The following is a 20,196-nucleotide window of genomic DNA, read 5'->3' as shown; positions in this document are numbered from 1 at the left end:
AGATGCTGGCGGGCTGCGACAGCTGACCGCCGAGCCGCTCCACGGCCCGGCGTGGGGCTACCGCCCGGGCCGCTTCGGGGCCCGGCGGCCGAGGGCGGTCGCGGCGGCGACGGTCGCGGCGAAGCCGGCGAAACCGGCCAGCGCCAGGACGTCGAACACCCGGCTGTCGAGGTCGGCGGCGAGGCGGGGGCCGAGCAGGCCGCGCGGATCGACGACCACGTCGACCGGGCTGCCGTACTCGTACTCGACCGTGTCGCGGAACTCGCCCGGCAGCAGGGCGCCGGACGCGTCGTAGAGCTTGTAGCTGTACAGGCACCGGTCGTTGCGGACGTCGCGGGTCGGAGCCGGGCAGGACACCTCGCGGACCGTCGCGGTGGTGCGGGTGCCCGCGGCGCGCAGGTACCAGTCGCCCGGCCCGGCGTAGGCGGTCAGCAGCAGCACGAGCACGAAGCCGAACGCCACCCAGGTCGGCCACATCCGCTCGCCGCTGAGCCGGAACAGCAGGATCGGCGGGACGAGCAGGGCCGCGATCGGCAGCGCCGCCACCGCCCACCACATCCAGCCGCCCAGCGCGACCGCCACGCCGGCGACCAGCCAGACCACGACGGTCGCGGCGACCAGCAGTGCGCCATGGCGCCGGCTGCCGCGCGGCATGAAGCTCGTCATGATCGCATTGTGGTGCCGGGACCGCCGCCGGGGCTGTCGCCTATCGGTCGTTTCGTACGGATGGCGGCGGGTTCGCGACCGCCGGAGCCGTTAAAGGATCGCGGCCGACTCGCCGGGGAGGGTCAGCAGGTCGGACTGGAGCAGGATCGCCTCGTCGGTCGCGAACAGCACGCACTCGGCGCGCAGCGGCACCGTGCGGGGGTCGGCCGTCAGGTTGGCCACCACCGTCTGCTCGCCGCGGCGGATCAGCAGGACCCCGTCGTCGTGGACGACGTGGACGCGGTCCAGGCGCGGGTCCGACAGGCCCGGCAGGGACTTGCGCAGCGCGATCAGCCGCCGGTACAGCTCGAGCATCTCCATGTCCATGCCCGCCCAGTCGAGCTGGGAGCGCGCGAACGTCTCCGGATCCTGCGGGTCGGGCACGTCGCCCGGGGGCCAGCCGTGCGCGGCGAACTCCTCGCGGCGCCCGTCGGCCACGGCCGCGGCCAGCTCCGGCTCCGGGTGGCTCGTGAAGAACTGCCACGGGGTGCGGGCCGCGAACTCCTCGCCCATGAACAGCATCGGCGTGAACGGGGAGGTCAGCAGCAGCGTGGCGCCCACGCGCAGCAGGCCGGGGGAGAGGGTCGCGGTGAGCCGGTCCCCGGTCGCGCGGTTGCCGATCTGGTCGTGGTTCTGCAGGCAGACGACGAAGCGGTACCCCGGGATGCGCGCGCGGTCGACGGCGCGCCCGTGCACGCGACGGCGGAACGAGGACCAGGTGCCCGCGTGGAAGAACGCCGACTCCCACACCGTCTTGAAGCACTCGGGGCTGCCGAAGTCGCCGTAGTACCCCTGCCGCTCCCCGGTCAGCAGGGCGTGCAGGGCGTGGTGGACGTCGTCGTCCCACTGGGCGTGCAGGCCGTAGCCGGCGCCCTCCCGGGCCGTGATGAGCTTCGGGTCGTTGAGGTCGGACTCGGCGATGAGCGTCAGCGGCCGGCCCAGCGCCGCGGACAGCGCGTCGACCTCGGCCGCGAGCTCCTCGAGCAGGTGGGTCGCGCCGCGGTCGACCAGCGCGTGCACGGCGTCGAGGCGCAGGCCGTCGGCGTGGTAGTCGCGCAGCCACTGCAGCGCGCTGTCGATGATGAACCGGCGCACCTCGCCGCTGTCGGCCTCGTCGAGGTTGAGCGAGCGGCCCCAGGTGTTCGCGCCGGTGGAGAGGTACGGGCCGAACTGCGGGGCGTAGGCCCCGGACGGGCCGAAGTGGTTGTAGACGGCGTCGATGAGCACGCCGATGCCGGCCCGGTGGGCGGCGTCGACGAACCGCTTGAGCCCGTCGGGGCCGCCGTAGCTCTCCTGCACCGCGTGCCAGCCGACGCCGTCGTAGCCCCAGTTGTACTCGCCGTTGAAGGCGTTCACCGGCAGCAGCTCGACCAGGTCGACGCCCAGGTCGCGCAGGTACGGCAGCCGCTCGATCGCCCCGTCGAACGTCCCCGACGGCGTGAAGGTGCCCACGTGCAGCTCGTAGACGACGCTCCCGGCGAGCTGGCGCCCGGTCCAGCCGGCGTCGCCCCAGGCGAAGCGGGCGTGGTCGTAGACCCGGCTGCGCCCGTGCACCCCGCCCGGCTGCCACCGGGAGCGCGGGTCGGGCAGCACCGTCCCGGCGTCGTCGAGCGCGAAGCCGTAGTCGGTGCCGTGGCCGGCCGACGGGTCCTGCGCCGTCCACCACTGGCCGTCGGCGGTCATGGGAATCGCGGCGTCCCCGCTGTGCAGGACGACACGGCGCGCGGACGGCGCCCAGACCCGGAACTCCATGCGGTCAGCCCTTCACCAGCAGTGCGACGGGGTAGGAGGCGAGCAGGTCGGCGAGGCGCGGCGTGGCCCCGCGCCCGGTGAGCGCGTCGACCCAGTCGCCGGCCGGGAGCGTGAGCTCGGTGTCACGCCAGCCGCCGGCGGCCTCGAGGCCGACCGGGAGCCGGGTGGCGACGGTGAGCGCGCCGCCCCGGTCGAACGCGACGACGTGCCGCTGCGCCGCGCCGGTGGCCTCGACGGGCCGGTAGTCGCCGAACAGCTCGGGCCGGTCGCGGCGCAGCCGCAGCGCGCGGCTGACCACGAGCAGCTTCGCCGCCCCGGACACGTCGACCGGCGGCAGCGGCTGCCCGGCCGCCGCGGCGGCGTCGAGCGCGGTGAGCAGGTCGAGGCGCTCGGCGAAGTCGACCGGGCGGCGGTTGTCGGGGTCGACGAGGGAGTTCTCCCACAGCTCGGTGCCCTGGTACACGTCCGGCACGCCCGGCATCGTCAGCTGCACGAGCTTCTGGCCCAGCGCGTTGCTCCAGCCGTACGGGGTGATCCGGGACGCGAAGTCCCGCACCGAGCCGTGCAGGTCCGCGTCGTGGAAGACCCGGGCCAGGTTCGACTCGACGGCGTCCTCGAAGGCCTTGTCCGGCTCGTCCCACGAGGTCGAGCGGTTCGCCTCGCGGGCGGCCTTCTGCAGGTACAGCCGCAGCCGCTCCTGCGAGATCGGCCAGGCGCCGACGATCGTCTGCCAGAAGAGGGCCTCGAACGACGGGTCGTCCAGCGGGGCGGCCTCGCGCCACCCGGCGACGGCGGCCCGCCACTCGTCCGGCACCTCGCTGAGCACGGCGAGGCGGGCCCGCACGTCCTCGCCGCGCTTGGTGTCGTGGGTGGACAGGGTGGTCATGCCGTTCGGCCACTCGCGGTGCCGGCGCGCCTGGGCCTCGTGGAACTCGCCCGGCTCGACGCCGACGCGGCTGGGGTCGCCGCCGACCTCGTTCAGGGCGATGAGGTGGTTCCAGCGGTACATCGCCGTGTCCTCGACGCCCTTGGCCATGACCGCGCCGGTGAGCTGCTGGAACCTGGCCGCCAGCTCGTCGGAGGGGTCCTTGAGCCGCTCGGGCACCTCGCCCTTGGCCGCCTTCTCCAGGTGCTCGACGCCGTAGGGCAGGTACGTGCGGTACACGTCGAAGTTCGCGGCGATCTCGGCCAGGACCTCCCGGTCGCCGCCCAGGCGCTCGAGGCGGTTGAGCTCCGCGGTGAACAGGCGCCGGGTGACGTCCAGCTTCTGTTCGTACGACTCCTGCTGCCAGGTCGGGCCGGACGGTTGCGGGAAGCCGGGGTCGATGAACAGGCCGCAGACCTCGGCCAGGGCGTCGTAGCCGGTGGTGCCGTCGACGGGCCACGGCGGCATGGGCTCGCCGCGCTCCAGGATCTTCTCCACGAGCAGCCACGTGTCCGGGGCCCGCTCGCGCAGCCGGGCCAGGTATCCGCCGGGGTCGCGCAGCCCGTCGGGGTGGTCGACGCGGATGCCGTCGGCGAGGCCCTCGCGGACCCAGCGCAGGATCTCCGCGTGCGTGGCCTCGAACACCGCCGGGTCCTCGACGCGCACCCCGGCCAGCTCGGTGACGGCGAAGAACCGGCGGTAGTTGAGCCGCTCGTTGCCCTCGCGCCAGTACACGAGCCGGTAGTGCTGCCGCGCGTGCACCTCCTGCGGGGTCCCCTCCCCGGTGCCGGCGGCGATCGGGAAGCGGTGCTCGTAGTAGCGCAGCTCGCCGTCCTCGACGCGCAGGTCGTCCAGGGCGGGCGAGCCGAGCACCGGCACCACGATCGGGCCGGCGTCCCAGTCGATGTCGAACCAGTCCGCGTAGACGCTGGCCCGCCCCCTCGCCAGGACGTCCCACCACATCGGGTTGGCCGCGGGCTGGAACAGGCCCATGTGGTTGGGCACGATGTCGACCACGAGCCCGAGCCCCTGCTGCCGCAGCGCCGCCACCAGCCGGTCCAGCGCGGGCGCGCCGCCGAGCTGCGGGTTCACCGTGCGCGGGTCGACGACGTCGTAGCCGTGCGGCGAGCCCGGGGTGGCGGTGAGCAGCGGCGCGGAGTACAGGTGCGAGGCCCCCAGCGCGCGCAGGTACCCGGCGAGGCCGGCGGTCGCGTCCAGCCCGAAGTCCGGGCGCACCTGCACGCGGTACGTCCCCGTCGGCACCCTCATACCGTGCGGTCCAGCACGACGAGGGAGCGGTCCGGCACCGTGATCGTGCCGCCCGCGGTGTAGCTCACGCCGTCGCGGGCCGGACCCGTCGCCGTCGCGATCACCAGCTCCCACTCCTTGCCGTACTCCTGCGGCGGGATGACGAACTCGAGCGGCTCGTAGTGCGCGTTGAAGCACAGCAGGAACGAGTCGTCGACGTGGCGCTCCCCGTGCGAGCCGCGCTCGGTGATGCTCTCGCCGTTGACGAAGAGCATGAGCGCCTTGCCGAAGTGGTTGTCCCAGTCCTCCTCGGTCATCGCCCGCCCGTCCGTGGCGAACCAGGCGACGTCCGCGATCGGGGTGCCCTCGGCGCGGGCGACCGGCCGGCCGGTGAAGAAGCGGCGGCGGCGGAACACCCGGTGGCGCTCCCGGAACAGCGCCAGGCCGCGCGCGAACGCCAGCAGCTGCTCGTCCACGTTCTCCCAGTCGACCCAGCTGATCTCGTTGTCCTGGCAGTACGCGTTGTTGTTGCCGCCCTGCGTGCGCCCGAGCTCGTCGCCCGCGCAGATCATCGGCACGCCCTGGCTGAGCATGAGCGTGGTGAGGAAGTTGCGGCGCTGCTTGGCCCGCAGCGCGGCGACCGCCGGGTCGTCGGTCGGGCCCTCCACGCCGCAGTTCCACGAGCGGTTGTGGCTCTCGCCGTCGCGGTTGTCCTCGGTGTTGGCCTCGTTGTGCTTGTCGTTGTACGAGACGAGGTCGTTGAGCGTGAAGCCGTCGTGGCAGGTGACGAAGTTGATGCTGGCGAAGGGCCGCCGCCCGTCGTCCTGGTAGAGGTCGGCCGAGCCGGTGATCCGCGACGCGAACTCGCCCAGCGTCGCCGGCTCGCCGCGCCAGAAGTCGCGCACGGTGTCGCGGAACCGGCCGTTCCACTCCGTCCACAGCGGCGGGAAGTTGCCGACCTGGTAGCCGCCCGGCCCGACGTCCCACGGCTCGGCGATGAGCTTCACCTGGTTGACCACCGGGTCCTGCTGCACGACTTCGAAGAACGTCGACAGGCGGTCGACGTCGTAGAACTCCCGGGCCAGGGTCGAGGCGAGATCGAAGCGGAAGCCGTCGACCCGCATCTCCGTCACCCAGTAGCGCAGCGAGTCCATGACGAGCTGCAGCGAGTGCGGGTTGCGCACGTTGAAGCTGTTGCCGGTGCCCGTGTAGTCCGTGTAGTACCGGTTGTCGTCGTCCTCGAGCTTGTAGTAGTGCCCGTTGTCGATGCCGCGGAAGCTCAGCGTCGGGCCGAGGTGGTTGCCCTCGGCGGTGTGGTTGTAGACGACGTCGAGGATGACCTCGATGCCGGCCGCGTGCAGCGCCTTGACCATCCCGCGGAACTCCTGGACCTGCTGGCCGCGGTGGCGGTGGGCGTAGCCGTGGTACGGGGCGAAGAAGCCGATCGTGTTGTAGCCCCAGTAGTTGGACAGGCCCAGTTCGACCAGGCGCTGGTCGTGCACGAAGTGGTGCACGGGCAGCAGCTCCACGGCGGTGATGCCCAGCCGCTTGAGGTGCTCGACGACCGCCGGGTGCCCGATGCCGGCGTAGGTGCCGCGCAGCTCCTTGGGCACGTCCGGGTGGCGCATGGTCAGGCCGCGGACGTGCGCCTCGTAGACGACCGTGTGGTGATACGGCACCCGCGGGGCCGAGTCGTTGCCCCAGTCGAAGTACGGGTTCACCACGACCGCCTTGGGCATGAACGGGGCCGAGTCGGCCTCCGACATGCGCTCGGGGTCGTTGAAGTCGTAGCCGTAGACCGCCGGGTCCCAGGCGATGTCGCCGTCGATGGCCTTCGCGTACGGGTCCAGCAGCAGCTTGTGCGGGTTGCAGCGCAGGCCCCGCTGCGGCTCGTAGGGGCCGTGGACGCGGAAGCCGTACCGCTGGCCCGGCTCGACCCCCGGCAGGTAGGCGTGCCAGACGAACGCGTCGACCTCGACCAGCTTGATGCGCTCCTCGGCGTCGTGATCGTCGAAGAGGCACAGCTCGACGGACTCGGCCACCTCGCTGAAGATCGCGAAGTTGGTGCCCTGCCCGTCGTAGGTCGCGCCCAACGGGTACCGGTTGCCCGGCCAGACCTGCATGTCGGCTCCTGCTCCATTGCTCGGCACCGTTGTCCAACGGCGCCCTCGTTGCCACAGTGTTACCTGCGTCGAAAGTTCACGCGCGGGTACGCGCGAAGCTGGCTGCCATATGCCCCTCAACCCCAATAATGAATCGTGATCGGCGGCGCGTCGGATTCCCGACACGGTTGCAGGATGAATCTCCGGCGAATTCAGCCGTGGCGCGTGTTTGAAACGAGGGGGTTCAGATCATAGTTGGGCACATGCCCCCCGGATCGGTGATGACCTTCGGCCCGCATGCCTGCGCCACCCCGGCGGGATTCGAAGCGGAGTGGCTGGTCACCGACGGCCTCGGGGGATACGCGACCGGCACGGTCGCCGGTCTGCGCACGCGCCGGTACCACGCGCTGCTCGTCACCCCGCAGCGCCGCGTCGCGCTCGCCGCGCTCGACCCGCTGCTGCGGCTGCCCGGCGGCGCCGAGCACCGCCTCGCGGTGCACGAGTGGGGCTCCGGCGCGATCGACCCCCAGGGCCACCTCCACCTCGAATCCTTCGAGATCGTCGATGGCGTACCGCGCTGGCGCTGGCGGTTCGGCGAATACGTCCTCGAGCGCGAGGTCGCGATGGTCCGCGGCCGCAACGCCGTCGCCGTCGTGCACCGCCTGGTCGCGGCCCCGCCCGGCGCCCGGGTCCACCTCGGCCTCACCGCCCTGTGCACCTGGCGCGACGCCGACGGCGAGCGCTTCTGCACCGACGGCCCGCTGGACATCGAGGACGCCTACGCGCTCGACGGGCCGGGCTGGACGCCGATCGGCGAGTGGTATCTCGACGCCTACCACCGCGAGGAGACCGCCCGCGGCCTCAACGCGGTCGAGGACCTCTGGGCCGCCGGGACGTTCGCGGCCGACCTGGGCGTGGGCGAGACCCTCACCGTCACCGCCCGCTCCGACCTCGGCAACGACGCGCCGCTGCCCGACGGCCCCGCCGTGGTGGAGGCCGCCCGCCGCCGCGCCCGCCGGCTCGTGCGCCAGGCCGGCGTGCGCACCGCCGCCGAGCGCCTGCTCACGCTCGCCGCGGACGCCTTCATCATCGAGCGCGACGGCGGGCCCGAGGTGATCGCCGGGTACCCGTGGTTCGGCAGCTACCTGCGCGACACCATGACCGCCTACGAGGGGCTCTTCCTGCACACCGGCCGCGCCGCCGAGGGCCGCGAGCTGCTGCGGGCCCACGCCGGCCTCGGCGCGCGGCTGCGCGGCGAGGAGCTCGGCGACGCCGACGGGGCGCTGTGGTACGTCCACGCCGTCGACCGGCACATCGCGCGCACCGGCGACGCGGACCTCGCCGCGGAGCTGCTGCCCGCGGTGGAGGGGGTCATCGCGGCGTACACGAAGGGCACCCGCGACGGCGTGAGCGTCGACCCCCTCGACGGGCTGCTCGTCCTCGACGCCGACCACGCCGGCCTCACCTGGATGAACACCCGCCTGCCGCGCGGGCCCGTGACCCCGCGCGACGGCAAGCCGGTCGAGCTCAACGCGCTGTGGGCGAACGCGCTCGGCGCCGTCGCCGCGCTGCGGGAGCGCTGCGGCCGCGACGCCTCCGTCGTGCACGGCCGCCGCGACGCCGTGCGGGCCCAGTTCGTGAAGCGCTTCCGCGCGCCCGACGGCTGGCTCTACGACGTCGTGGACGCCGGCCCCGCGCCCTACCCGAAGGGCGGCTCCGGCGTCCACGACGACTCGGTGCTGCGCCCCAACCAGCTGCTCGCGTTCAGCCTGCCGTACGCCCCCGGCGCCGACGAGCCCCGCCTGCGCGACGACGTGCTGCGGGCCGTGGGGGAGAGCCTGCTCACGCCGATGGGCCTGCGCACGCTTGGCCCGCGCGAGTACGGGTACCTTGGTGCGCACCGGGGCGGCGTCGTCGCCCGGGACACGGCATATCACCAGGGAACGGTGTGGCCGTGGTGGCTCGGGCCGTACGTCGACGCGATGTGTGCCGCCGGCCGGCCGGTGGACGCGCTGCTCGTCGCGGTTGAGGGACATTTGGGCGAGTGCGGACTCGGCTCGGTCAGCGAGATCGCGGAGGGTGACGCGCCGTACTGCCCGACCGGGGCGCCGTTCTCCGCCCGATCGGTCGCCGCTCTGCTGCACGCACGCACCGTCATCAGGCAAAACTGCAGTCTGCAAGGTGCACGTCCCGCAACATCGGGAACAGTGAAATTGGCCCGCGAAGCCGCTCCGCGGAAGCGTCGGAACGCGCTACGGTGACAGTCGGCGACGAGAGGTATCCGCTATGCGCGTTTTGATGATCGCCTGGGACTTCCCTTCGAGTGATGCACGAACGGCCGCGCTGGCGGCCGCGCTGGGCGCCGCCGGCCACGACGTCACCGTCGTCACCCGGCACGAGCCCGGCACCCCGGCGACATCGATGCTCGGCGCCGTGCGGGTCGTCCGGGCCGCGGCGGTGCCGTCCACCGACGACGCCGACCTCAGCCACACCATGGCCGTCAACCACATGCTGGCCGAGACCGCCATCCGCACCGCACCGGCGGCCGGCTACGAGGTGATCCACGCCCACGGCTGGCTCGTCACGCACGCCGCGGTGACCCTCAAGGAGCACTTCGGCATCCCGTTCGTGGCCTCGCTGCAGGCCACCGAGGCGGGCCGCCGCCAGGGCTACCTCGAGGGCGAGACCAGCCGCTCGGTGCACTCCGTCGAGTGGTGGCTGGGCTCCGAGGCCTGCCGGGTGATCGTGCCGACCGAATACCTGCGCTGGGAGGTCCAGCACCTCTTCGACGTCCCCGCCGAGCGCGTCGACGTCGTGCCCAGCGGCATCGACCCGGACGTGTGGACCGCCGAGCCCCGCGCCGTGCTCCAGGCCCGCCTGCGCTTCGCCGGCGAGGGCCCGCTGCTCGTCTACGCCGGGCGCCTGGTCAGCGAGAAGGGCGTGCAGGACCTCCTCGCCGCGATGCCCGCGATCCGAGAGCGCCACCCCGGCACCCGCGCGGTCGTGGCCGGCGACGGCCCCTACCGCGGCACCCTGATCGAGGAGGCCCGCCGCCTCAAGCTGCACCGCGCCGTCTCCTTCCCCGGCACCCTGGACCAGCCGACCCTGGCCGCGGTCCTGGCCGCCGCGGACGCGTTCGTGATGCCGAGCCGCTACGAGCCGACCGGCACCGTGGCCCTGGAGGCCGCCGCCTCGGGCGCCGCCCTCGTCGTGGCCTCGACGGGCGGCCTGGCCTCGATCGTCGAGCACGGCGTGACGGGCATCCGCTTCCCGGCCGGCGACCCGGACGGCCTCGCCGACGCCGTCGGGGCGCTGCTGCAGGACCCGCTGTTCGCCCAGACCCTCGCCACCCGGGCCCGCGCCATGGTCCGCGAGCGGCACTCGTGGCACGCGATCGCGGCCCGCACCGCGGCCGTCTACGGCGCGGCCATCGACGACGCGCCGGCCTTCGAGGCCCGGCGCCGGTCCACCGTCCTCGGCAGCGGCCTGCCGGTCGTGTTCGTGCCGCCGGGCAACCTGCTGGCCGACCCGCCGCAGGTGCCGGTCGGCGAGCGGCCGGCGAGCCTGGTCCGCGCGGCGGCCGAGGAGGCCGCCTGGCAGGCGGGCGCCGACGCGGCGCGGGCGGCGCTCGCGCTGGAGGGCGGGCTGTGGGCGGAGCCGGCGGCGCGCGAGGCCGCCGACCGCGACGCGGCGGCCCGGGCGGCCGCGGCGCCGTTCGACGTGCTGATGGCGGCCGTCGAGCGCCGCTGACACTGACGCAGCTGCCCGCGCGCTCGTCGGCGGTGCCGGTCGAGCGGTTCCGGTCGAGCGGCGCCGGCTCGGGGGCTCGCGGGCTTGTTGGGGTGCCGGTCGAGCGGCGCCGGCTCGGGGGCTCGCGGGCTTGTTGGGGTGCCGGTCGAGCGGCGCCGGCTTCAGGTCACGTGTGGGCGGCGAGCCATTCCTGCAGGGGGCGGCAGCCGCGCAGGAACGTCTCCACGTGCCCGCGCGCCTTGGCGGTGCCGAGCCAGGGCTTCAGCGGGAACTGGTGCCAGGCGATGAGGCCCTTGTGGCGCAGCAGGTCGGCGCGCGGGTGCTCCTTGTCGTAGCCGCGCGGCACGGTCTTGAGCTGCTGGTGCGACGTCACCGACCAGCCGCGGGCGACCAGGTCCGCGACGATGGCGTCGAGTTCGCGGCCCGACGCGTCGGCGGCGACCGCCTGGCGGAAGCGGGCCAGGCGGGGCGAGTCCATCATGTACGCCCCGGCGCCGGCGGCGAGGCCCTCGGCGGTCAGCTGGACGTAGCCGCCGCGCTCGAACGAGGCGGCGCACGAGGTCTTGTAGGGCGACTTGTCGGCGCTGAAGCGCACGTCGCGATACGGGCGGAAGATCTTCGCCGGGCCGAACTCCGGCTCCAGCTCCGCCAGCAGCTCGCTCATGGGACCGCGCACCTGCTCCTCGTAGATGCTCTTGTGCGCGGTCCAGTACGTCTTGGAGTTGTCCGCCTCGAGTCCGTCGTAGAACTCGAGCGCCTCGGCGGGCCAGCCACGGAACGTCACGCCTTGGAGCTTACGACGACACCACGAGACGGCGGCTGGCGCACAGGAACGCGACGACCGCCGGCAGGGCGGGCCCGGTGATCCCGGTCGGGCGTCCACACCGCCCCGGGGGTATGCGGCTCGGGCGCCCACCTTTCGCGATACACCCGTTTGTGTCGTACCTCTGTTCTAAACTGGGGGCACGATCGGCGAACGGGGGTCTCGGGATGCGGTGGTGGGGTCGTTCAGCCGGCGCGGCGGCGGGCGCGGCGCATCGCGAGCTCGTCGCCCCCGGCGTAGGTGTCACCGGCGTAGGTGTCCCCGGCGCTGCCGGTGGCCGGCGGCGCGGGCACTTCCTCGCCCGTCGTGGCCGCCTCGGCCGGCAGGTGCGACAGGGTGCCCTCGATCTCCTTGAACGCCCCGGAGATCGCGATGCCGAAGACGCCCTGGCCGCCCTGGAGCAGGTCGACGACCTCCTCGGGCGAGCGGCACTCGTAGACGGTGGTCCCGTCCGAGATCAGGGTGATGCCGGCGAGGTCCCCGACCCCGCGCGAGCGCAGCGTGTCGATGGCCTTGCGGATGTTCTGCAGCGAGACGCCCGCGTCGAGGAGGCGCTTGACGACCTTGAGCACGACGATGTCGCGGAAGGAGTAGAGGCGCTGGCTGCCGGAGCCGCTGGCGTCGCGCACGGAGGGCACGACGAGCCCGGTGCGGGCCCAGTAGTCGAGCTGGCGGTAGCTGATCCCGGCGGCGTGGCAGGCGGTCGGGCCGCGGTAGCCGACGTCGTCGGCGTCGGCGATCCCCGTGCCGGTGGCGCTCGGCCCGGTGGCGCTGGTGGCGCTCGGGCCGCTGGCGGCGCTGGGCCCGGTGGCGCTGGGCCTGGTGCTGGTGCTCGGCCCGGTGGTGGTGCTCGGCCCGGTGGTGGTGCTCGGCCCGTTGCTGTTCGCGGGGCTCGAGCCGGGCCCGGCGGTTGAACTCGCCGCAAAGGCGTCCACGTCGCCTCCGATGTCGCTGGTGTTCGCTCCAAACCCCGCGGTTGCGGTCCCGTGCTGCTCGCCGTGGGCGGCGGCCGGGTGGTTGACGCTCGGCACCGTGTCGTCGGCGGTCATCGCGAAGCCGATGTGTGAACGGTGGTCGATCTGGGTAACGGGCCCGGCAACTGGTGCGTGGCCGATCGGCGCGCTTGCCGCGGTGTGGTGCTCCACGGCCGGGTTCACCTGGACGGCCTCAGCGGCCGCGGCGGCATGGCCGGGTATCCCGGGATCCGGGGGCTGTTGCATTGCGACCCACCTCCAGCGTCAACACCCGCAACCCTATAGCGCACCTTGAGGGTCCGCGGGGAGGTAACGCCGCGACACGCCGCGTGCCGGTGCGTGAAACCTTGCGCGCGTCCACCCGCGGCGCTGGTTGACCGTCGGCGACGGCACCCCGACGCTGCGGTTGACCCACCACCGACGCTACCCGCCACGTTCCGGAAGGCAAGCGTCTTCACCGAACTGCGCAGGCGTTTCCGCCCTCGTCACACGGGCGTGTGCCCGATTTGTTACCAACCACGTCCCACGCTCGCCACCCCGCGCCCCGCCCGGGATCACCCGCCTGTTACCACCATCGCTCGGCTGCTTACCGCCGCACGCCGGCGACCGCTGCTCGTTGCTCGCGTCTGGGTCATCGCCGTTCGCCGTTCGCTGTTGACTGTTCGCCATTCGCGGCGGACGGCTCGCTGTCCGCTTGCGGCCCGTCGCCCCGCAGCGCGCGTTATCGCCGCCTGATGCCCACCACCGGCCCGTCCGCCCACCTGCGCCCCGCGTCGTCGCCTGTGATCGCGGTCGCTGGGCGCGCCGCCTGCTGCCCGCGTTGCCGTCGCCTGCCGTGCGCGTCCCGGGCCGTCGCTGGGCGCTCGTCGGCCGAGGCCCGTCCGCTGCCGCGCCTGACGTGTGCCGGCCGGGCGGTTTCCGGGTGAGATTGGTCGGTGGCCGCCCGCGACATGGTGGATCCGCCCGAGAATGGGCCGGTCCCTACTGAGGGGAGGGTGATGCCGTTGGGGAGCCGCCAGCGCCCGCACCGCAGCGCGCCCGGCGCGGCTGTCGTCGTCGCGCCCGGCCGGTTCAGCCGGCGAAGTCCTCCGGGCGGACCTGCTCCAGGAACTCCCGGAACTTCTCGACCTCGTCCTCCTGCTCGTCAGGGATGACGATGGCGGCCTCGGTCAGGACCTGGTCGGCGCAGCGGATCGGGGCGCCCACGCGCAGGGCCAGGGCGATCGAGTCGCTCGGGCGGGCCGAGACGCGGACGTTGTCGCCGATGACGAGCTCCGCGTAGAAGATGTTGTCGCGCATCTCCACGATCTCGACGGCGTGCAGCGGGGCCTTCAACGCCGCGAGCATGTCGCGCATCAGATCGTGGGTCAGGGGCCGCGCCGGCTTCACCCCCTGCTGCTCGTAGGCGATCGCGGTGGCCTCTACCGCGCCGATCCAGATCGGCAGGTAGCGGTCTCCGTCGACCTCCTTGAGCAACACGATGGGCTGATTGGTAGGCAGCTCCACGCGAACTCCGACCACATTCAGCTCTCGCACTGCCGCCTCCGTGTCGACTTGCCTCTCCCTGCACGTTACACGGACTCCACGGCAGTCGTGCCACTCGCGATGCCCGTCCGGCGTGCCGAGTGGTGAAGATCGCCTGCGGATGGAGCCGATCGGGCGCGGTGCGAAACGCCCCATTCACCCAGGATTTGCCGGCGAGGGGGCTACTTGCCGAGGATCTCGCGCAGGCCGGCGCGGACCAGCGCGGCGTGCACGCGCTGGGTCAGCGCCGCGAGCTCGTGGACCGTGTCGGCCGCCCGGGCGCGGCCGGCCGGGCCGTTCTGCCTGGTCAGCGGGGTTACGAGCTGGCTGAACAGGCCGATCTCGCGGTCGGCGGCGGCCCGGTAGGCGCGCAGGTGCCGCGGCTCCACGCCGAACTCGGCCAGGCGGGCCGCGGCCGTGGCCACCTCGAGGGCGTCGGCGTCGTAGCCGGCCCCGGGGCGGGGCTTGAGCAGCCCGTGGTCCTCGAGGGCCTTGAGCGCCGCCTCGGTGAGCCCGGCCTTGCTCAGCAGCTCCTCGCGGGTGAGCCGGATCTCGGCGGGGGCCTCGGCCGGTACCGAGTCCGAAACCTCGGTCAGCGGCTCGCGCATGGTGGCGAGGTGTTCGCGGATCACGCGCAGGGGGAGGTACTGGTCCCGCTGCGCGGTGAGCACGTAGCGCAGCCGCGACACGTCCATCCACGTGTACTTGCGATACCCGGCGGGGGTGCGCCGCGGCTCGACGAGCCCCTCGGTCTCCAGGAAGCGCAGCTTGGAGATGGTGACGTCGGGGAAGTCGCCGCGCAGGTGCGCGAGGACCTCGCCGATGCTCATGAGACGCTCGCCCCGGGTGAGGTCCTCACCCGGGGTCGGATTGTTCCAGGCGGCCGCCGACGCCGTCATCGCCTCAGCTCTCGTCGGGGCGCGGTCCTGCGACGAACACGAGGCGGAACTTGCCGATCTGGACCTCGTCGCCGTTGCTCAGCGTCGCCGCCTCGACGCGCTCGCGGTTGACGTAGGTGCCGTTGAGGCTGCCGACGTCGCGCACGGTGAACGTGCCGCCCTCGCGGTGGAACTCGGCGTGGCGGCGCGAGACCGTCACGTCGTCGAGGAAGATGTCGCTGTCGGGGTGCCGGCCGCTCGTGGTCACGTCGTGGTCGAGCAGGAAGCGCGCACCGGCGTTCGGCCCGCGGCGAACCGCCAGCAGCGCCGTGCCGGGCGGCAGGGAACCCGACATGCGGGTGGGCACCGTGTCGTTGTCCGGCCCCTCGATGGCATCCTCAATGGCGCCAAGGTTGAGCGTGGACGTGACGTCGAGCGGGGGAAACTCGTCGTCTGGGCGCGTCATCGAACCACCTCACGGTCGTATGTCGGGGTCAGCCGGATGCATGGGAAGCCTTGCAACGCATACGGTTGACTGAGCGAGCCTAGTCACGCGCGAAATCACGGGTCAACCGGACGCGCGGCAACGGTACCGGTGAAAAACCGGGCGAATTCCCGGGTGATCAGCCGGCGGTCAGGTCGGCGTACGCCTTCGCGTCGAGCAGCGCGTCGACGGCCGCCGGGTCGTCGACCTTGAGCTCGACGAGCCAGCCCTCGCCGTACGGATCGGCGTTGATGAGCTCCGGCGCGCTCTCCAGGGCCGGGTTCACCGCGACGACCTGGCCCGCGACCGGCGCGTAGATCTCCGAGACGCTCTTGGTCGACTCGACCTCGCCGAGCGACCCGCCGGTCTCGAACGCGGCGCCGGTCTCGGGGAGCTGGACGAAGACGATGTCGCCCAGCGAGTCCTGCGCGTAGTGCGTGATGCCGACCTTGAACGTGCCGTCCCCGGCGGGGGCGAGCCATTCGTGTTCGGCGGTGTACCGCAGATCGTCGGGAATCACGTCAAGTCCTTCTCGCTCGGCTGGGTACTACTGTGCGGGCTTGGCGTACTGCAGCGCACCGGCATTGTGCAACGCGTTGACGCGCACGGGATCCATTTCGCGCACGGAAACCGTACCGCCGTGCTGGCGGACACTGTCCACGACCCCTCCCGGGATGTTCAGCGCCGTCCGCATGGTGTCCGGACCTCCGATGACCGTGATCGTATAGGGCGCGGCGATCGTCGTCCCGTCGACCACGAGCCTGCCGGCCTCCGGGGCGTCCACGAAGTACGTCGAGGCCACGATCCGCACCGCGGGCCCGCCGGCGCCGGCGATCTGCATGGCCTCGGCCCCGGCCCCGCGCAGTTCTTCGATGGCGTCGAGCACGGTTTCGGATTTTATGGCCTCGGAGCCCTGCGTGAGGTCGATCTGCAGACCCGGCCCCTCGGCGGGGAGCGTGCCGGCGAGGATCCCCAGCTCGTCGGCGCGTTTGCGGGCCTCGGCCAGGGCCGCGTCGCGCCCCTGCGCCCCCGAGTCCAGCTGCCGCTGGGTGTCCTCGAGGTCGCTGATCTCGCCGCGCAGGCGGTCCTGCTGGGCGTCGAGGTCGGACAGGATGCGCACGAGATCCTCGGGCCGGGCGGAGGAGAGCTCGGCATCGGTACCGCCGGCCTTGAACTGCACCGCGACGCCGAAGCCGAGCAGGGCCAGCAGCAGGGCGATGACGAGGTTCGCGGACTTGCCCACGGCTAGGCCCGGAACAGGTGGCGGCGGATGGCGGCCACGTTGCCGAAGATCCGCACCCCGAGGACCACGACGACGCCGGTGGACAGCTGCCCGCCGACGCCGAGCTTGTCGCCCAGGTACACGATCAGGGCCGCGACCAGCACGTTGGACACGAACGAGACGACGAACTGCTTGTCGTCGAAGATGCCGTCGAGCTTGGCCCGCAGGGCGCCGAAGACCGCGTCGAGCGCGGCGACGACGGCGATCGGCAGGTACGGCTGCAACCCGAGCGGCACCGACGGCTCGAGGAAGACACCGGCCGCAACGCCGATGGCCAGGGCGATCACGGCGATCATCGCGTGGGACCTCCAGAGGGAGTCGACGAAGGGGTCGGGGCGGGCGTCCGGGCGTACTGCAGCGGCGGCTCGGCGGACCCGGCGAGGGCGAGGTTCGAGCGCTTCTTCACGCTGAACTGCATGCGGTACTCCTCGACGTACCGCTTGAACCGCTTCGCCGTCGCCGAGGCGTTGAACTGGTCGGCGAGGTCCGGCGGGCCGATCGCGGTCACCTCGTAGGGGCTGGTCACCGGCCGGAAGTCGACGAGGATGACCCCGCCGGCGGCCCGGATCGTGCCGGTCGCGGTGAGCCGCTGGCCGTTGACCGCGACCGCCTCCGCGCCGGACTGCCACAGCCCGTTGGCGATGTCCTGCAGGTCCCGGTCGAGCACGACGCCGAGGTTCTCGTCCTGGGTACGGCCGGTGACCGGATCGACCTGCGGCGGCGCGTCGGCGATGCGGACCGCCACCCCGTCCCCGGTGACCTTGCCGGTGCCGGTCCCGGCGGCCAGATCCCGCAGCCGGGCGGCGCTGTCGCCGTCGGCGAGCGCGTCGTCGCGGGCCTGGTCGACCTGCGCGCGCAGGTCGGCGGCGCGCCGCTGCAGATCGTCGGCGGTCTTCTGGCGGGCGCGCACGTCGGCCACGAGATCGTCGCGCGCCTTCGAGGTGCCCGGGGCGGCCTGCACCACCTGGTGGTACGCCACCGCCAGCAGGAACCCGATGGCCAGCATCGCCACGGCGGTCAGCCACCGCCCGGAGCGGGGTGCGGGGGCGTCGCCGCGGCGGGCGGCCGCGGCCGCGTAGCCGGGGTCGAGCGGATTGCGGAACAGCTCGCCGAGCAGGTCGTCGCGGCGCGGCGAGGTCACGAGGAGCTGGAGGCCTTCAACTGCACCGCCCGCCCCGCGCGCACGTGCACGGTGGCCTGGATCACGTAGAACACGGCCGCGACCCAGTACAGGACGATGCCCCACCACAGCAGCGCCCAGCCGCTGGGCTGCGCCCACGAGCGCACGGACTCGGCGAAGTGCGCCAGCAGCATCATCGGGAAGCCCATGAGCAGGATCGCGGTGGCGGTCTTGCCCACGTAGTGCACCGGCGGCGGGCCGTGGCCGAGGATCCGCAGCACCACGAGGACCAGCACCATCACGGCCTCGCGGGCGAGCAGCGCGATCGTGAACCACCAGGGCACGACGTCCTTGAACGTCAGCGCGAAGAGGGTGGCCAGGATGTACAGCCGGTCGGCGAGCGGGTCCAGCAGCTCGCCGAGGCGGCTGACCTGCTTGAGCCGGCGCGCCGCGAACCCGTCGACCCAGTCGCTGAGCCCGCCGATGACGAGCACGGCGACCGCCCAGCCGGTGGCGTCGGTGGCGAGGAACAGGTACAGGAACAATGGCACGCCGAGCAGGCGCATGAAGCTGATGAGGTTCGGGACGGTGAGCACCGGCCCGAGACCCTGCCGGTCTGCCACGCGGGGAATGCTAACAGCCCGCACGGGTGACCTGGTGGAGGCGCCGCGCCCCGCCGGGTAGCGTCCCGCGGCATGAGGCGGACGACGGCCGTTGGTCTGGCATTGGTCCTGCAGGCATCGGTACTGCAGGGCTGCTCGCCGTCCGCGACCCCGCCCCCGGCCACGCCCCAGCCGGCGCTGGCCGCGTCGCCCGCGCTGCCCGCCGCCGAGGGCGGGCCGGGGACCGCCTCCCCGGCACCCTCCTCCGCCGGTCCGTGCACGATCTTCCCGGCCGACAACGTCTGGCACGCCGACGTGTCCCGGCTGCCCGTGAGCCGCGACTCCGCGGCCTGGGTGGCGAGCATCGGCGCCGCCGCGCACGCCCACCCCGACTTCGGCACCGCGTCCGGCATCCCCGTCACGAACGTCCCCGCCGGCCAGGCCCGGGTCAAGGTCACCTTCGCGTACGCCGGCGAGAGCGACCCCGGCCCGTACCCGATCCCGCGCAACGCGCGCGTCGAGGGCGGCGCGACCGCCGGCGGCGACCGGCACGTGATCGTCCAGGACACCGCGGCCTGCAAGGCGTACGAGCTCTACGCCGCGTCGGTGCAGCCGGACGGCTCCTGGAAGGCGGGCTCGGGCGCCGTCTACGACCTGCGCGGCAACGCCCTGCGCACGAGCGGCTGGACCTCGGCCGACGCCGCGGGCCTGCCGATCCTGCCCGGCCTGCCCCGCGCCGAGGAGGCCGCGGCGGGCCGGATCGACCACGCGATCCGCTTCACCGCGCCGAAGACCCGCAAGGCCTTCGTCTGGCCGGCCCGCCACGCCGCGTCCGAGGCCACCGACGCCGCGCTGCCGCCGATGGGCGCCCGGTTCCGGCTCAAGGCGTCGGTGGACATCGCGAAGTACCCGCCGCAGGCCCGGGCGGTGGCGCAGGCGCTGAAGACGTACGGCGCGATCCTGGCCGACAACGGCTCCCCGTGGTACTTCACCGGCACCGAGGACGCGAAGTGGAGCAACACCCAGCTCGACGCGCTCAAGGCGCTGAAGGGCTCCGACTTCGAGGCCGTCGACGCCTCGCTGCTGATGGTCGACCCCAACTCCGCCCGCTGCCGCGCCGGCTGAACGGGGCCGGGGCCTAGTGCAGCAGGGCGATCGTGAAGTCCGCGCCCTGCGGGTGGTAGGCGTGGTCGATGCGCCACCGGTCGGTCAGGGCGGCCGCGAACCGCATCAGGACCGACGGGTCGGCGTAGAGCTCGTCGGGCGCGCGGGCGGCCGCCGGGCGGTTCGCGCTGAGGAAGTTCGCGGCCACGGCTCGCCCGGAAATGTCGTACGCGCGTTCTAACATGCTGAGGTAGTAGAGCGGGTCGTCCGGGTCGGCGAACTGGAAGACGCCGCTGAGGAACACGTAGTCGTGGCGGCCCGCCGGGGTCTCGGTCACCGGCAGGAGCGAGACGTCCGGGACGCCGCGGGACGTGGCCAGCTCGACCATGGCCGGGTTCAGGTCGACGCCGGTGTAGTGCAGGGGGAGGCGCATGGCGCGGAGGTGGAAGTACAGGTCGCCGGGGCCGCAGCCCCAGTCGAGCACGGTGCCGCCCGCGTAGGCGGCGGCGCGGGTCAGGGCCTCGAAGCGGACGCGCTGCAGCTGCTGGCTGCCCCAGCCGGCCGCCCGCCACGTGGGGCCGTCCAGCCCGAGCCCGGCGTGGAAGGCGGCGATGGTCCCGGCCCGGCCGGGCGGCCCGTGCAACGGCTCGTTCAGGGGCTCGCTCAAAGGCTCGTTCGACGGCTGGTTCAAAGGCTGGTTCAAAGGCTGGTTCAAAGGCTCGGTCATCGGGACAGCCGGGTGCGGATCAGCAGGTCGTGCAGCGCCGGGGCGGTCCAGGTCCGAGTCGACGGATGCGAAGCCGTAGAGGTGGGCGCCGCTGACCGTGGCGAAGGCGAGGGGATACGGGTGCTCGTCGGCCACCGCGCCGGCCCAGGCGGGGATGCCGTGCGGGGTCGGGGGCTGGGTGGTGGTCGCTCGCACG

18 protein-coding genes and 1 pseudogene are annotated in these 20,196 nt (G+C 73.1%); 3 read left to right on the top strand and 16 right to left on the bottom strand.

The window, feature by feature from the left end; genetic code table 11:
• Positions 1 to 57 precede the first annotated feature (57 nt).
• The 4 genes from ACQP1P_RS31355 to glgX form a co-directional block, all read right to left on the bottom strand.
• The gene (locus tag ACQP1P_RS31355) at positions 58 to 666 is read right to left on the bottom strand and encodes a hypothetical protein (RefSeq protein ID WP_433076282.1); all 609 of its coding nucleotides are present in this window, start codon (positions 664 to 666) and stop codon (positions 58 to 60) included.
• Positions 667 to 756: 90 nt separating this feature from the next.
• The gene (gene treZ / locus ACQP1P_RS31350; RefSeq protein WP_433076280.1) at positions 757 to 2,457 is read right to left on the bottom strand and encodes a malto-oligosyltrehalose trehalohydrolase; all 1,701 of its coding nucleotides are present in this window, start codon (positions 2,455 to 2,457) and stop codon (positions 757 to 759) included.
• 4 nt (positions 2,458 to 2,461) lie between these two features.
• Positions 2,462 to 4,651 carry a malto-oligosyltrehalose synthase gene (gene treY, locus ACQP1P_RS31345; protein ID WP_433076278.1) on the bottom strand — a complete coding sequence of 730 codons (2,190 nt, stop codon included), beginning with the start codon at positions 4,649 to 4,651 and terminating at the stop codon, positions 2,462 to 2,464.
• A complete protein-coding gene (gene glgX / locus ACQP1P_RS31340) occupies positions 4,648 to 6,753 on the bottom strand; it encodes a glycogen debranching protein GlgX (RefSeq protein WP_433076276.1) in 2,106 nt (701 codons plus the stop codon). The genes treY and glgX overlap by 4 nt, the downstream gene beginning before the upstream one ends.
• A 242-nt stretch (positions 6,754 to 6,995) precedes the next feature.
• Here glgX and ACQP1P_RS31335 point away from each other — a divergent pair, with 242 nt between their 5' ends.
• Positions 6,996 to 8,993 (top strand): amylo-alpha-1,6-glucosidase, encoded by a 1,998-nt coding sequence (locus ACQP1P_RS31335; RefSeq protein ID WP_433076274.1) that lies wholly within the window; start codon positions 6,996 to 6,998, stop codon positions 8,991 to 8,993.
• Between the two features lie 25 nt (positions 8,994 to 9,018).
• The gene (locus ACQP1P_RS31330; protein WP_433076272.1) at positions 9,019 to 10,482 is read left to right on the top strand and encodes a glycosyltransferase family 4 protein; all 1,464 of its coding nucleotides are present in this window, start codon (positions 9,019 to 9,021) and stop codon (positions 10,480 to 10,482) included.
• 166 nt (positions 10,483 to 10,648) lie between these two features.
• Here ACQP1P_RS31330 and ACQP1P_RS31325 read toward each other — a convergent pair whose 3' ends face one another.
• The 10 genes from ACQP1P_RS31325 to ACQP1P_RS31280 form a co-directional block, all read right to left on the bottom strand.
• Positions 10,649 to 11,266, bottom strand: a complete 618-nt coding sequence (locus tag ACQP1P_RS31325) for a DUF2461 domain-containing protein (protein ID WP_433076270.1) — start codon at positions 11,264 to 11,266, stop codon at positions 10,649 to 10,651.
• Between the two features lie 224 nt (positions 11,267 to 11,490).
• Positions 11,491 to 12,045, bottom strand: a complete 555-nt coding sequence (locus tag ACQP1P_RS31320; protein ID WP_433090176.1) for a MerR family transcriptional regulator — start codon at positions 12,043 to 12,045, stop codon at positions 11,491 to 11,493.
• 1,305 nt (positions 12,046 to 13,350) lie between these two features.
• Positions 13,351 to 13,815 carry a bifunctional nuclease family protein gene (locus tag ACQP1P_RS31315; RefSeq protein ID WP_223093836.1) on the bottom strand — a complete coding sequence of 155 codons (465 nt, stop codon included), beginning with the start codon at positions 13,813 to 13,815 and terminating at the stop codon, positions 13,351 to 13,353.
• 170 nt (positions 13,816 to 13,985) lie between these two features.
• Positions 13,986 to 14,633, bottom strand: a complete 648-nt coding sequence (gene ftsR, locus ACQP1P_RS31310) for a transcriptional regulator FtsR (protein WP_433090174.1) — start codon at positions 14,631 to 14,633, stop codon at positions 13,986 to 13,988.
• A 73-nt stretch (positions 14,634 to 14,706) separates the two neighbouring features.
• Entirely contained in the window at positions 14,707 to 15,147 is a 441-nt protein-coding gene (gene odhI, locus ACQP1P_RS31305) for an oxoglutarate dehydrogenase inhibitor Odhl (protein ID WP_223093834.1), read from the bottom strand.
• A 157-nt stretch (positions 15,148 to 15,304) separates the two neighbouring features.
• Entirely contained in the window at positions 15,305 to 15,685 is a 381-nt protein-coding gene (gene gcvH, locus ACQP1P_RS31300; protein ID WP_433076268.1) for a glycine cleavage system protein GcvH, read from the bottom strand.
• 27 nt (positions 15,686 to 15,712) lie between these two features.
• Complete coding sequence (locus tag ACQP1P_RS31295; protein ID WP_433076266.1) at positions 15,713 to 16,408, bottom strand: DUF881 domain-containing protein; 696 nt, start codon at positions 16,406 to 16,408, stop codon at positions 15,713 to 15,715.
• Between the two features lie 2 nt (positions 16,409 to 16,410).
• Positions 16,411 to 16,743, bottom strand: coding sequence for a small basic family protein (locus ACQP1P_RS31290; RefSeq protein WP_350613529.1), 333 nt, complete (start codon positions 16,741 to 16,743; stop codon positions 16,411 to 16,413).
• Positions 16,740 to 17,588 (bottom strand): DUF881 domain-containing protein, encoded by an 849-nt coding sequence (locus ACQP1P_RS31285; protein ID WP_433076264.1) that lies wholly within the window; start codon positions 17,586 to 17,588, stop codon positions 16,740 to 16,742. Before ACQP1P_RS31285 ends, ACQP1P_RS31290 begins: the two co-directional genes overlap by 4 nt.
• Positions 17,585 to 18,133 carry a CDP-alcohol phosphatidyltransferase family protein gene (locus ACQP1P_RS31280; protein ID WP_433090172.1) on the bottom strand — a complete coding sequence of 183 codons (549 nt, stop codon included), beginning with the start codon at positions 18,131 to 18,133 and terminating at the stop codon, positions 17,585 to 17,587. Before ACQP1P_RS31280 ends, ACQP1P_RS31285 begins: the two co-directional genes overlap by 4 nt.
• Before the next feature lie 129 nt (positions 18,134 to 18,262).
• Between ACQP1P_RS31280 and ACQP1P_RS31275 the strand changes: the two genes are divergently transcribed.
• Positions 18,263 to 19,294 carry a hypothetical protein gene (locus ACQP1P_RS31275; RefSeq protein WP_433076262.1) on the top strand — a complete coding sequence of 344 codons (1,032 nt, stop codon included), beginning with the start codon at positions 18,263 to 18,265 and terminating at the stop codon, positions 19,292 to 19,294.
• A gap of 13 nt (positions 19,295 to 19,307) precedes the next feature.
• Here the strand turns inward: ACQP1P_RS31275 and ACQP1P_RS31270 are convergent, their stop codons facing one another.
• Both ACQP1P_RS31270 and ACQP1P_RS31265 read right to left on the bottom strand, forming a co-directional pair.
• A complete protein-coding gene (locus ACQP1P_RS31270) occupies positions 19,308 to 19,706 on the bottom strand; it encodes a hypothetical protein (protein WP_433090170.1) in 399 nt (132 codons plus the stop codon).
• 327 nt (positions 19,707 to 20,033) lie between these two features.
• A pseudogene (locus tag ACQP1P_RS31265) lies at positions 20,034 to 20,156 on the bottom strand (DNA polymerase beta superfamily protein); the annotation flags it as partial.
• Positions 20,157 to 20,196: the final 40 nt, after the last annotated feature.

This window comes from Dactylosporangium sp. CA-052675 (genome assembly GCF_050947935.1).
Taxonomy (GTDB): domain Bacteria; phylum Actinomycetota; class Actinomycetes; order Mycobacteriales; family Micromonosporaceae; genus Dactylosporangium.
The sequence above is the reverse complement of the archived record's forward strand: the minus strand, read 5'-3'. Positions and strand labels throughout refer to the sequence as shown.